The organism is Sinorhizobium meliloti, assembly GCF_017876815.1.
Classification (GTDB): domain Bacteria; phylum Pseudomonadota; class Alphaproteobacteria; order Rhizobiales; family Rhizobiaceae; genus Sinorhizobium; species Sinorhizobium meliloti.
This window is the reverse complement of the sequence record NZ_JAGIOS010000001.1, coordinates 2,262,093-2,274,488: the sequence shown is the minus strand read 5'-3', so window position 1 is coordinate 2,274,488 and position 12,396 is coordinate 2,262,093. Positions and strand designations below refer to the sequence as shown.

At 62.3% G+C, this 12,396-nt stretch carries 11 protein-coding genes; all 11 read left to right on the top strand.

The annotated features are described in order from the left end of the window. Window positions 1-34 precede the first annotated feature (34 nt). The 11 genes from JOH52_RS10695 (at window position 35) to JOH52_RS10645 (ending at window position 12,349) form a co-directional block, all read left to right on the top strand. Entirely contained in the window at window positions 35-1,297 is a 1,263-nt protein-coding gene (locus JOH52_RS10695) for an ABC transporter substrate-binding protein (RefSeq protein ID WP_010969987.1), read from the top strand. Between the two features lie 97 nt (window positions 1,298-1,394). Then, complete coding sequence (locus JOH52_RS10690) at window positions 1,395-2,330, top strand: carbohydrate ABC transporter permease (protein ID WP_004434064.1); 936 nt, start codon at window positions 1,395-1,397, stop codon at window positions 2,328-2,330. Window positions 2,331-2,334: 4 nt separating this feature from the next. Beyond that, window positions 2,335-3,168, top strand: a complete 834-nt coding sequence (locus JOH52_RS10685; protein ID WP_010969988.1) for a carbohydrate ABC transporter permease — start codon at window positions 2,335-2,337, stop codon at window positions 3,166-3,168. A gap of 6 nt (window positions 3,169-3,174) precedes the next feature. Beyond that, on the top strand, window positions 3,175-4,242 hold the full coding sequence (locus tag JOH52_RS10680; protein ID WP_010969989.1) for an ABC transporter ATP-binding protein: 1,068 nt from the start codon (window positions 3,175-3,177) through the stop codon (window positions 4,240-4,242). A 200-nt stretch (window positions 4,243-4,442) separates the two neighbouring features. Continuing rightward, on the top strand, window positions 4,443-4,829 hold the full coding sequence (locus tag JOH52_RS10675; RefSeq protein ID WP_004434074.1) for a c-type cytochrome: 387 nt from the start codon (window positions 4,443-4,445) through the stop codon (window positions 4,827-4,829). 137 nt (window positions 4,830-4,966) lie between these two features. Beyond that, window positions 4,967-5,911 (top strand): cytochrome c oxidase subunit II, encoded by a 945-nt coding sequence (locus tag JOH52_RS10670; RefSeq protein ID WP_010969990.1) that lies wholly within the window; start codon window positions 4,967-4,969, stop codon window positions 5,909-5,911. A gap of 33 nt (window positions 5,912-5,944) precedes the next feature. After that, window positions 5,945-7,726 (top strand): cytochrome c oxidase subunit I, encoded by a 1,782-nt coding sequence (ctaD, locus tag JOH52_RS10665; RefSeq protein ID WP_010969991.1) that lies wholly within the window; start codon window positions 5,945-5,947, stop codon window positions 7,724-7,726. Further along, complete coding sequence (locus JOH52_RS10660; protein WP_010969992.1) at window positions 7,723-8,421, top strand: cytochrome c oxidase subunit 3; 699 nt, start codon at window positions 7,723-7,725, stop codon at window positions 8,419-8,421. Before ctaD ends, JOH52_RS10660 begins: the two co-directional genes overlap by 4 nt. Before the next feature lie 12 nt (window positions 8,422-8,433). Further along, entirely contained in the window at window positions 8,434-9,156 is a 723-nt protein-coding gene (locus tag JOH52_RS10655; protein WP_004434085.1) for a heme-copper oxidase subunit III family protein, read from the top strand. 11 nt (window positions 9,157-9,167) lie between these two features. Then, window positions 9,168-9,527 carry a cytochrome C oxidase subunit IV family protein gene (locus JOH52_RS10650; RefSeq protein WP_004434089.1) on the top strand — a complete coding sequence of 120 codons (360 nt, stop codon included), beginning with the start codon at window positions 9,168-9,170 and terminating at the stop codon, window positions 9,525-9,527. 260 nt (window positions 9,528-9,787) lie between these two features. Next, entirely contained in the window at window positions 9,788-12,349 is a 2,562-nt protein-coding gene (locus JOH52_RS10645) for a GcvT family protein (protein ID WP_010969994.1), read from the top strand. Window positions 12,350-12,396 lie beyond the last annotated feature (47 nt).

Below are 12,396 nucleotides of genomic sequence, written 5' to 3'. Positions count from 1 at the left end.
ACACGCAACCAGCGAGAACAAAGGGAACGATAAAATGAGGAAACTGATCACAGCCACCCTGCTTGCCACGCTGATGGCCGGCAGCGCCCTTGCCGATACGAAGCTGAAGCTCGTCGAGGTCATCACCAGTCCCGAGCGCACCGAAACGCTGAAGTCGATCGTCGCCAGGTTCGAACAGGCGAATCCCGGTACGACCGTGGAGATCATTTCGCTGCCCTGGGGCGAAGCCTTCCAGAAATTCGCGACCATGGTCTCGGCCGGCGAAATCCCCGACGTCATGGAAATGCCGGACACCTGGCTGTCGCTCTACGCCAATAACGGCATGCTCGAAAGCCTAGAGCCCTATCTCGAAAAGTGGGAGCATACGCCCGGCCTCACCGAGCGCGCGCTCGAACTCGGCCGCGACGTCAACGACACCGCCTATATGCTGCCCTACGGCTTCTATCTCCGGGCGATGTTCTACAACAAGAAGCTGCTCTCCGAAGCGGGCGTCGCCGAGCCGCCGAAGACGATGGACGACTTCGTCAAGGCTTCCGAGGCGGTCTCCAAGCTGCCGGGCAAATCGGGCTATTGCCTGCGCGGCGGTCCGGGCGGCCTCAACGGCTGGGTGATGTTCGGCGCGACCATGGCCGGCGACAACAAGTTCTTCAACGAGGACGGCACCTCGACGATGAACAGCGAAGGCTGGATCAAGGGCCTCACCTGGGTCATCGACCTCTACAAGAACGGCCTCGCCCCCAAGGACAGCGTCAACTGGGGCTTCAACGAGATCGTCGCCGGCTTCTACAGCGGCACCTGCGCCTTCCTCGACCAGGATCCGGACGCGTTGATCGCGATCGCCCAGCGCATGAAGCCGGAGGATTTCGGCGTGACCACCATGCCCAAGGGGCCGAGCGGCAAGGCCTTTACCACGATCGGCTTTGCCGGCTGGTCGATTCTTGCCGCCAGCCAGAACAAGGACCTCTCCTGGAAGCTGATCGAAACGCTGGAGGGCCCGGAAGGCAATATCGAGTGGAACAAGCGCACCGGCGCGCTGCCCGTCCATAAGTCGGCCGAGAAGGACCCCTTCTATGCGAGCCCGCAGTTCAAGGGCTGGTTCGACGAACTCGCCGACAAGGACGTCGTGCTGACGGTCATGCCGACCTATCTCGAAGAATTCGCCTTCTTCAAGGATTCGCTCGCCATCAAGACGACCCAGGAGGCCCTGCTCGGCGACATCACGCCGGAAGAGCTCGCCAACCAATGGGCCGACTACCTGACCAAGGCGCAGCAGAAATACCTCGCAAACAAGAAGTAACGCAGGCACCGGCGGCGGTCAGCCGCCGCCGGTCGTCCGACGCAGGAAAAGGCACGCCGATCGATAACGGCGGTCAAAAAAGGGGAAATTTCGATCGATGGCCTATGCCGCACGCCATGACGGCCTGCCCGCAACCCGTCCGCCGCTGATGAAGCGGATCGCCGACGCCTCTGCGCCTTATCTCTATACCGCTCCGGCGCTCATCCTGATCGTTACGGTCATGCTCGTGCCTCTGGTGCTCGGCATCTCCTACGCCTTCCGCGATATCCAGCTGCTCAACCCCTTCTCCGGCGGTTTCGTCGGCCTCGACCACTTCCGTGCGCTCGCCCAGGACCAGGCATTCTTCCGATCGCTGCGCAACACGCTCTGGTGGACAGGCGCCTCGGTCTTCCTGCAATTCGCCTTCGGCCTCATACTGGCGCTCCTGCTCGACAAACCGTTCCATGGCCGCGCGATCGCGCAGGCGCTCGTCTTCCTGCCCTGGGCGGTGCCGAGTTTCCTGGCCGGCCTCAACTGGGCCTGGCTCTTCAACCCCGTCGTCGGCCCGCTGCCGCACTGGCTCTTCGCCCTCGGCATCATGAGCCAGCCGACCAACATCCTGTCCGATCCCCAGCTTGCCATGTGGGGACCGATCGTCGCCAATATCTGGTGGGGCATTCCCTTCTTCGCGATCACCCTGCTCGCAGCACTCCAGGCGATCCCGCGCGACCTCTACGAGGCGGCGAGCATAGACGGGGCCGGCCCGCTGCAGCGTTTCCTTTCGATCACGCTTCCCTTCCTGGCGCCGACGATCGCGATCACCATTCTGCTGCGCACGGTCTGGATCTCCAATTTCGCCGATCTCATCATCGTCATGACCAATGGCGGACCGGCGGACCGAACCCAGATCGTCGCAAGCTACATCTTCACCCAGGCGTTCAAACGGCTGGATTTCGGCTATGCCTCGGCAATCGCGCTGGTCCTGCTGGCGCTGCTCCTCGCCTATTCATTGCTGATCGTGATCCTCAGGCAGTGGCTCCTGAGCAAGGATTGAAACCATGCGCGCCAAGCAAGCATTTCTGACCATTGCCCATCGCCTGGCGGTCCTCGCTTATATCGCCTTCGCGCTCTTCCCGCTCTTCTGGCTGCTCAAGGTCGCCGTCACGCCGAACGATCTCCTCTATTCGGAGGGCATTCGTCTCTGGCCGTCGCGGGCGAGCCTCGAACACTTCGACTTCGTGCTGCGGCACAGCGCCTTCCCGGTGTTCTTCCGCAACAGCCTGATCGTTTCCGGGTCGACCGCCGTCATCGTCACCATCCTCGCCTCGCTCTCCGGCTACGCGCTCTCGCGCTTCCGGTTCCGCGGCAAATACTGGCTGGTCACGCTGATGCTGCTGACGCAGATGTTTCCCCTGGTGATGCTGGTCGCGCCGATCTTCAAGATACTCTCGCCGCTGGGGCTGACCAACAGCCTCACCGGGCTCGTCGTCGTCTACACCGCCTTCAACGTTCCCTTCGCGACATTCCTGATGCAGTCCTTCTTCGATGGCATTCCGAAGGACCTGGAAGAGGCGGCAATGATCGACGGCGCGACGCAGTTCGTCGCTTTCCGCCAGATCATCCTGCCGCTGACCCTGCCTGGGATCGCCGCCACCCTCGGCTTCGTCTTCACCGCCGCCTGGAGCGAACTGCTCTTCTCGCTGATGCTGATCTCCGGCAACGCGCAGGCGACCTTCCCGGTCGGGCTCCTGTCCTTCGTTTCGAAATTCTCGGTCGACTTCGGGCAGATGATGGCCGCCGGCGTGCTGGCGCTGATACCGGCCTGCCTCTTCTTCCTCCTCATTCAACGCTATCTCGTCCAGGGCCTCACGGCCGGCGCGGTGAAAGGCTGATACGCAATGGCTTCCATCGACATCGCCAACATCAAGAAGTCCTACGGTACCCACCCGGTGCTGCACGACGTCGACCTCAAGATCAGCGACGGCGAATTCGTCGTGCTCGTCGGTCCCTCCGGCTGCGGCAAGTCGACCCTTCTGCGCATGATCGCCGGGCTTGAGAGCGTGACCGGCGGCGAGATCCGCATCGCCGGCAGGCGGGTCAACGAACTCGCCCCGAAGGACCGCGACATCGCCATGGTGTTCCAGTCCTATGCGCTCTACCCGCATATGTCGGTCGCCAGGAACATGAGCTACAGCCTGAGGCTCCGCAAGACGGCCAAGGACAGGATAACGACGGTCGTTGCGGGCGCCGCTGCCAAGCTCGGCCTCGACCCGTTGCTCGACCGCCGCCCCAAGGCGCTCTCCGGCGGCCAGCGCCAGCGCGTCGCCATGGGCCGCGCCATCGTGCGCCAGCCGAAGGCGTTTCTCTTCGACGAACCGCTCTCCAACCTCGATGCGCGCCTGCGCGAGCAGATGCGCGCCGAGATCAAGAAACTGCACAAGGATCTCGGCGCCACCTCCATCTATGTGACGCACGATCAGATCGAGGCGATGACGCTCGCAGACCGGATCGTCGCCATGAATGGCGGCGTGGTCCAGCAGGTCGGAAGCCCGCTCGATCTTTACGACCGTCCTGCCAACCTTTTCGTCGCCGGCTTCATCGGCTCGCCGGGCATGAATTTCTTCGAGGGTGCCTACCACGCGGGCGACGCGCCGCGCTTCGAGATGTCGGATGAGATCGGCATTCCGCTCGACGCGGCCGCGCCCGTTTCGAATAACTCAAAGGTGACGCTCGGCATCCGTCCCGAACATGTCGTGCTTGCCGGCCACGGCCCGGAGACGCTGCTTGCCGGCGTCGACCTGGTCGAGCCGACCGGCTTCGGCATCATCCTGCATCTCTCGCTCGGGCGGGCGGCCTTCAAGGTCTTCACCAACGACCGATCCTTCCTGACGGCGTCCGGCACGATCCCCGTCCACTTCCCCGCTCATCACCTGCATTTCTTCGATGCGGAGGGCAAACGCGTCTGACGCAAGCCCCGAATGGCGGCCCAGCAGGTTCAGGCTTACCTAGAAGGAGCAATTGACTTCTCTACGGCATGGACTAGCTTCTTTCCTGTCGCACGTATCAACCGCCCCGGCGCACCATTCCTTAAGAGAAGCAAGCACCGCCAAAGCAGATTTGACGATAGCCTTCCTTGCCCCGCGCCGGGCGAAATTGAGGAAGTATCATGCGAATTGCACTTGCTGCCCTGTCTTTTTCGGCACTCTCGCTCTGTCCGGTCGCCGGGCTCGCCCAGGAGGGCGATGCCGAGGCCGGCGCCACCGTCTTCAAGAAATGCGCCACCTGTCACGTGATCGACAAGGACCAGAACAAGGTCGGCCCTTCGCTGCAAGGCGTCATCGGCCGGACGGCCGGCACCCATGCTGACTTCAAATATTCGCAAGCCATGATTGATGCGGGCAAGGGTGGCCTCGTCTGGGACGACGCGACGCTGGCCGAATATCTCCGTAATCCCAGGGCCAAGGTCAAAGGCACCAAGATGGTATTCCCCGGCCTCAAGAAGGACGAGGAGATTGCCAATGTGATCGCCTACCTGAAGCAGCATCCCAAATAGGAATACTTGCGGGAAGTGAGAATTCGATCTCTTCCCGATGATTTGCCAGTATTTTCCGTTCGTGCAATAATTGTGATTGGAACTCTGCGGATTTAAGTATTCGTCTCACGGCCGATCACGGCGGGGAGGGACAGGGAATGGCCGTGGTAGTGATTCTGGTTCTGCTGGCCGTCGGCTCAGTGTTGTTCCATTTGCTTAGTCCTTGGTGGTGGACCCCGATCGCCTCCAATTGGAATTACATCGACAATACCATCACCATAACCTTCTGGATCACCGGCATCGCCTTCACCGCCGTGGTCCTGTTCATGGCCTATTGCGTCCTGCGCTTCCGCCACCGCCCGGGCAATACCGCCGCCTACGAGCCGGAGAACAGGCGGCTCGAAGGCTGGCTCGCGACCGGCACGACCTTCGGTGTCGCGGCGATGCTGGCGCCGGGCCTCTTCGTCTGGAACCAGTTCGTCACCGTCCCGCAGGATGCGTCCGAAGTGGAGGTGATCGGCCAGCAATGGCTGTGGAGCTTCCGGCTGCCCGGCGCGGACGGTAAGCTGGGCACGACGGAAACGCGCGATATCGCCCCCGAAAACACCCTCGGGGTCAATCGGGACGACGCCGCCGGGCAGGACGACATCATCATCGAAGGCGGGGAGCTTCATCTGCCGGTCGGCAAGCCGGTCAAGATGCTGCTCCGGTCGGTCGACGTCCTGCACGATTTCTACGTCCCCGAATTCCGCGCCAAGATGGATATGGTGCCCGGCATGATCACCTATTTCTGGTTGACGCCGACGCGGACCGGAACCTTCGAGATACTCTGCGCCGAGCTCTGCGGCGTCGGTCACCCGCAGATGCGCGGTACCGTCGTGGTCGACACCGAGGAAGACTACCAGGCCTGGCTCGCCGAGCAGCAGACCTTTTCGCAACTGTCCGCATCATCGGAAACAAGAGCAGTTCCAGAAAAAGTGTGTAGCGGTTTTCCGTCCGGAATTGCGACCGAACAAGGAACTGGAGCATCCGCGCTTTTCAAAGAAGAGCGAGAATGCTTCGGCCCGGCGGCGACCACGGTCGCCGCCTCAGCGGCGCAGTAGGAGGCGCCGTGAAGTAGCCCCTGGGGAGGAGATATGATGGTCGACGTCCGGTCCGGTATTGGCGAGGCACTTCCGCCTCCCGAAGTCGAGGATGTTGAGCTTTATCATCCGCATAGCTGGTGGACGCGCTATGTCTTCAGCCAGGATGCCAAAATCATCGCCATTCAATACAGCATGACCGCGATCGCCATCGGCATGGTGGCGCTGGTGCTGTCCTGGCTGATCCGGCTGCAACTCGGTTTTCCCGGCACATTCGAGCTGATCGATGCCGAGCGTTACTACCAGTTCATCACCATGCACGGCATGATCATGGTGATCTATCTGCTCACTGCCCTCTTCCTCGGCGGCTTCGGCAACTATCTGATCCCGCTGATGGTCGGCGCGCGCGACATGGTGTTTCCCTACGCCAACATGCTGAGCTACTGGATCTATCTGCTCGCCGTGATCGTCCTGGCCGCAAGCTTCTTCACGCCCGGAGGACCGACCGGTGCCGGCTGGACGCTCTATCCGCCGCAGGCGGTACTTTCCGGCACGCCCGGAGGCCGGGACTGGGGCATCATCATGATGCTCTCCTCGCTGATCATCTTCGTCATCGGCTTCACCATGGGTGGCCTCAACTATGTCGTGACCGTGCTGCAGGGCCGCGCGCGCGGCATGACGCTGATGCGGCTGCCGCTGACCGTCTGGGGCATCTTCACCGCGACGGTGATGGCGCTGCTTGCCTTCCCTGCCCTTTTCGTCGCCTGCGTCATGATGCTCTTCGACCGGCTGCTCGGCACGAGCTTCTTCATGCCGGCCATCGTCGAAATGGGCGAGCAGCTGCAATATGGCGGCGGCAGCCCGATCCTCTTCCAGCACCTGTTCTGGTTCTTCGGCCACCCCGAAGTCTACATCGTCGCGCTGCCCGCCTTCGGCATCGTCTCCGATCTCATCAGCACCCATGCCCGCAAGAACATCTTCGGCTACCGCATGATGGTCTGGGCGATCGTCATCATCGGCGGCCTCTCCTTCATCGTCTGGGCGCACCACATGTATGTGAGCGGCATGAACCCGTATTTCGGCTTCTTCTTCGCCACGACCACGCTGATCATTGCGGTGCCGACGGCGATCAAGGTCTATAACTGGGTCCTCACCCTCTGGCGCGGCAACATCCATCTGACCCTGCCGATGCTCTTCGCCCTCGCCTTCATCGTCACCTTCGTCAATGGCGGACTGACGGGCCTCTTTCTCGGCAATGTCGTCGTCGACGTGCCGCTCTCCGACACGATGTTCGTCGTCGCGCATTTCCACATGGTCATGGGCGTGGCGCCGATCATGGTGATCTTCGGCGCCATCTATCACTGGTATCCGAAGATCACCGGGCGCATGCTCAACGAGGCGATGGGCCAGATCCATTTCTGGGTCACCTTCATCGGCGCCTACGCCATCTTCTTTCCGATGCATTATCTCGGCCTCATCGGCGTCCCGCGCCGCTATCACGAGCTCGGCGAAGCGTCTTTCGTGACGACCTCGATCGCGGAGCTCAACGCCTTCATCAGCGTCATGGCGCTTCTCGTCGGCGCTGCGCAGATCGTGTTCCTCTTCAATCTCGCCTGGAGCCTGCGCCATGGCCGGGAGGCCGGGGGCAATCCGTGGCGAGCGACGACGCTCGAATGGCAGACGCCCGAGACGCCGCCGCCTCACGGCAACTGGGGCAATGAACTGCCCGTCGTCTATCGCTGGGCCTATGACTACAGCGTCCCCGGCGCGCCGGAAGATTTCATCCCGCAGAACCAGCCGACGCCCGGCCGCCTCAGTCACGAGACCGTCTCATGAGCATCGTCGCCTTCTTTCTGGCGGCTATCGCCGCCATCATCGCCTGGTGGCTCGCAGGGCAGCGCCTGACATCGCGCCCTTGGCTCGAGGTCGGTCACTTCCACGACCGCCGGGGCGCAACACGTTTGCCGCCGGCAAAAATCGGCCTCGGCGTATTTCTCGCCGTCGTCGGCGCGCTGTTTTCACTTGCGATCAGCGCCTATTTCATGCGGATGGCGTCATCCGACTGGGGCGCGCTGCCTTTGCCCGGCCTTCTCTGGCTCAATACGGGCATCCTCGCCGCCGGCAGCATCACCCTGCACTGGACAAAGGTTGAGGCAGAGCGGCGGAACGACGAGGCTGCCCGGATCGGTCTCCTGGCCGGGCTCGCCCTTGGCCTCGCTTTCCTGGCGGGTCAGCTCTTCGCCTGGCGTGCGCTGTCGGACGCCGGATATTTCCTCGCCGGAAATCCGGCCAACAGCTTCTTCTATCTGCTTACGGGCATGCACGGCCTGCACATCATCGGGGGGCTTTTCGCTCTCGGCCGGGTAACCGCACATGCCTCGCAAACACCGCTCGGCAACAGAACGCGCCTGTCGATCGAGCTTTGCGCCATCTACTGGCATTTCATGCTGATTGTCTGGCTGGTTCTCTTCGCTCTCTTTGCCGGCTGGGCCAGCGGCGTGATCGAGTTCTGCCGCCAACTGCTGACATAGGAACCGCTGAACATGTCTGCACCGATGAAGAAGCCCGCCGCAGAAACGCTCCCGCGCCCCGCCGGTCTGGCGGGGCTCGCGTCGGACTGGGCCTCCGACCAGCGCACCTTCAAGGATGTCTCCTGGGGAAAGGCCATGATGTGGATCTTTCTCCTCAGCGACACCTTCGTCTTCGGCTGCTTCCTGCTTGCCTACATGTCGGCGCGGATGTCCACCTCCGTTCCATGGCCCAATCCGAGCGAGGTCTTCGCACTCGAAATCGGCGGAACGCACATGCCGCTGATCCTCATCGCCATCATGACATTCGTTCTCATTTCGAGCAGCGGCACCATGGCCATGGCCGTCAACTACGGTTACCGCCGCGACCGGCGCAAGACCGCGGCGCTCATGCTTCTGACGGCGCTTTTCGGCGCCGCCTTCGTCGGCATGCAGGCGTTCGAATGGTCGAAGCTGATCGCCGAGGGCGTGCGGCCCTGGGGCAACCCCTGGGGCGCCGCCCAATTCGGCTCTACCTTCTTCATGATCACCGGCTTTCACGGGACCCACGTCACCTTCGGCGTGATCTTCCTGCTGATCGTCGCCCGCAAGGTCTGGCGCGGCGATTTCGAAACGGAGCGGCGCGGCTTCTTCACCAGCCGCAAGGGGCGCTACGAGATCGTCGAGATAACCGGCCTCTACTGGCACTTCGTCGATCTGGTCTGGGTCTTTATCTTCGCATTCTTCTATCTGTGGTGAGGGAGGGCATCATGGCTCACGCGGAAACACATCCGGCACAACATGCGGCGGCCCACACGGAGCACCAGCAGCACCCGATCAAGCTCTACCTCCTGGTCTGGGGGCTGCTGTTCGTCCTCAGCGCTCTTTCATACCTCGTCGATTACTTCGGTCTGCAGGGCTATCTCCGCTGGTCGCTGATCCTCATCTTCATGATGCTGAAGGCGGGCCTCATCGTAGCCGTGTTCATGCATATGGCGTGGGAGCGCCTGGCGCTGATCTACGCGATCATTCTGCCCCCGCTGCTGGTGCTCGTCTTCGTGGCGCTGATGGTGTCGGAATCGAACTATGTCCTCTTCACGCGCCTCACCTTCTTCGGTGGCGGCGAGTAAAAGCGACTGCCGAAAGGTCGCGTTTCGGCGACGCATCAGCCTGCTGACTCCCTGTTCGAGGAAAAGCTTGTACCTCGCCGCCCCGCCGGGTGTATTTTCTCGCGATATCAGCTAGATGAGCATACCAGCGGCCGCGGCCTTCCCCGCCCGCCACCGGCAACATTCTGGTCGTGCAGCACGATGATTATGTCGTAGACAGGCTCAACTCGCGGCGCGGCAGGCTCTAATATCCGGCTTCAAAATTAACCAGGGTCGCATCAATGGCAGAGTTTCCGGAAAAGGCGAAGGTCGTAATCGTAGGACTGGGTGGCATCGTCGGCGCATCGATCGCCCACCACCTCATCGAGCGTGGCTGGGACGATATCGTCGGCATCGACAAGTCGGGCATTCCGACGGATATCGGCTCTACGGCACATGCCTCCGACTTCTGCTACACCACCAGCCACGACTATCTCTCGGTCTGGACGACGCAATATTCGATCGACTTCTTCGAGAAGATGGGTCACTACGCCCGCATCGGCGGCCTGGAAGTCGCACGCACCGGCGACCACGTCTGGATGGAGGAAATCAAGCGCAAGCTTTCCTCCGCCAAGGCCTTCGGCACCCGCGCACACTATGTCTCGCCGGCCGAAATCAAGAAGCTGTTCCCGCTGATCGAGGAAGATCAGGTGATGGGCGGCATGTTCGATCCGGATGCCGGCCTCGTCGTCCCGCGCTCGCAGACGGTTGCCGGCAAGCTGGTCGATGCGGCGGAAAAGTCCGGCAAGCTGCAGATCTTCGGCAATACTCCGGCAACTGCGCTGCTTGTCGAGAACGGCCGCATCAAGGGCGTCGTCACGCATCGCGGCACGATCATGGCCGACCATGTCGTCGTCTGCGCCGGCATCTGGGGTCGCCTGATCGCTGAAATGGTCGGCGAGGACCTGCCCGTCATGCCGGTCGATCATCCGCTCACCTTCTTCGGCCCGTACAACGAATTCGAAGGTACCGGCAAGGAAATCGGCTTCCCATTGCTGCGCGATCAGGGCAACTCGGCCTATATGCGCGACACCGGCGACCCGAAGACAACCGAGGGCGGCCAGATCGAATGGGGCTATTACGAGACCGACAATCCGCGCCTCTGCCATCCGCGCGACATTCTCGAAAAGCACGAGGCACGCCTGTCGCCCTCGCAGCGCGACCTCGATATGGAGCAGATCATCGAGCCGCTCGAGCGCGCCATGGAACTGACGCCGATCCTCGGCGAGCTCGGCTATAACGAGGGCCACTCCTTCAATGGCCTGCTGCAGGTATCGGCTGCCGGCGGCCCCTCCTGCGGCGAGAGCCAGAAGGTGCGCGGCCTCTGGTACTGCGTCGCCATCTGGGTGAAGGACGGCCCGGCCTACGGCAAGCTGATCGCCGACTGGATGACGGACGGGCGCACCCATACCGACCACGCCTCGATCGACTACGCCCGCTTCTATCCGCACCAGCTCGAAGAGAAGTTCATCGAAGGCCGCTGCTTCGAGGCGGCGCAGAAGATCTATTTCCCGGCCGTGCATCCGCGCGAGCCCTATGCCAGCGGCCGCAACGTCAAGCACTCACCCTTCTACGAGCGCGAGAAGGAGCTCGGCGGCTACTTCATGGAACTCGGCGGCTGGGAGCGTGCGCACGGCTATGCCGCCAACGAGCACCTGCTCGAAAAATACGGCAACCGCATTCCGGTACGCGAGAACGAGTGGGACAACCGCCACTTCTGGCGCGTTTCCAACGCCGAACATCTGGCGATGAGCGAGGATTGCGGCATCGTCAACCTCTCGCACTTCCACATGGTCGACATTGAGGGCCCGGACCACGTCGAGCTTCTCGAATGGCTTTGCGCCGCAAAGATCGGTGGAGACGGCAATATCGGCAAGGGCATCTACACCCACTTCCTCGATGACGAGGGCATGGTGCGGGCCGACTTCACCGTCTTCCGCATGGCCGACCGCTGCCGCCTCGTGAACGGCGCCGATGCCGGCCCGCGCGACTTCCACTATATGCGCCGTGTCGCGGAAGACCGGGGCCTAGACGTCACCATCACGGACGTTTCGGAGAAGTTCGTCACCATCGGCATCTGGGGCCCGAATGCCCGCGAGACGCTGAAGAAGGTGGTGGCGGAACCGGCGGGCCTCGATCCTGAGAACTTCCCCTTCGCCTCGATCAAGCAGATCGAGATCGCCGGCAGGCCGGTCTCCGCCTTCCGCATCTCCTATGTCGGCGAGCAGGGCTGGGAACTGCACATGAAATACGAGGACGGCCTGGCCGTCTGGGATGCGCTGCGCGCCACCGGCGTCATGGCCTTCGGCGTCGAGACCTATGCGAACTCGCGCCGCATGGAAAAGAGCCTCCGCCTGCAGAACGCGGATCTTCTCACCCACTACAACCTTATCGAGGCCGACCTTGCCCGTCCGAAGGTCAAGGAAGCGGACTTCCGCGGCAAGGCGAAGCATCTGGAGTACAAGGCGCGCGAGCACCAGCCCGCCATGCTCTGCACGCTCGTCATGACGGAGAACACCGACAGGAACGGCGTGAAGCGCTACCCGGTCGGCAACCTGCCGGTCATGGACCCGGAGACCGGCGAGGTGCTGGTGGACGAACTCGGCCGCCGCTCCTACACCACTTCCATCGCCTACGGTCCGACGATCGGGAAGAACATAGCGCTCGCCTATCTGCCCTGGTCCCATTGCCAGGTCGGACGCAAGCTCAATGTCGAGTATTTCGCCGAGACCTACCCGGTCGAGGTCGCCGGCGTCGGCTACAAGCCGCTCTACGACCCGGAAAACCTGAAGCCGCGGACGTAACCGGGGCCGGATAACGTATCCGTGGTTTCAGGCCGATCCGGCGTGAA

Coding starts and splice junctions, on each gene's coding strand:
- JOH52_RS10695 (WP_010969987.1), top strand. CDS start 35: ATGAGGAAACTGATCACAGCCACCCTGCTTGCCACGCTGATGGCCGGC.
- JOH52_RS10690 (WP_004434064.1), top strand. CDS start 1,395: ATGGCCTATGCCGCACGCCATGACGGCCTGCCCGCAACCCGTCCGCCG.
- JOH52_RS10685 (WP_010969988.1), top strand. CDS start 2,335: ATGCGCGCCAAGCAAGCATTTCTGACCATTGCCCATCGCCTGGCGGTC.
- JOH52_RS10680 (WP_010969989.1), top strand. CDS start 3,175: ATGGCTTCCATCGACATCGCCAACATCAAGAAGTCCTACGGTACCCAC.
- JOH52_RS10675 (WP_004434074.1), top strand. CDS start 4,443: ATGCGAATTGCACTTGCTGCCCTGTCTTTTTCGGCACTCTCGCTCTGT.
- JOH52_RS10670 (WP_010969990.1), top strand. CDS start 4,967: ATGGCCGTGGTAGTGATTCTGGTTCTGCTGGCCGTCGGCTCAGTGTTG.
- ctaD (WP_010969991.1), top strand. CDS start 5,945: ATGATGGTCGACGTCCGGTCCGGTATTGGCGAGGCACTTCCGCCTCCC.
- JOH52_RS10660 (WP_010969992.1), top strand. CDS start 7,723: ATGAGCATCGTCGCCTTCTTTCTGGCGGCTATCGCCGCCATCATCGCC.
- JOH52_RS10655 (WP_004434085.1), top strand. CDS start 8,434: ATGTCTGCACCGATGAAGAAGCCCGCCGCAGAAACGCTCCCGCGCCCC.
- JOH52_RS10650 (WP_004434089.1), top strand. CDS start 9,168: ATGGCTCACGCGGAAACACATCCGGCACAACATGCGGCGGCCCACACG.
- JOH52_RS10645 (WP_010969994.1), top strand. CDS start 9,788: ATGGCAGAGTTTCCGGAAAAGGCGAAGGTCGTAATCGTAGGACTGGGT.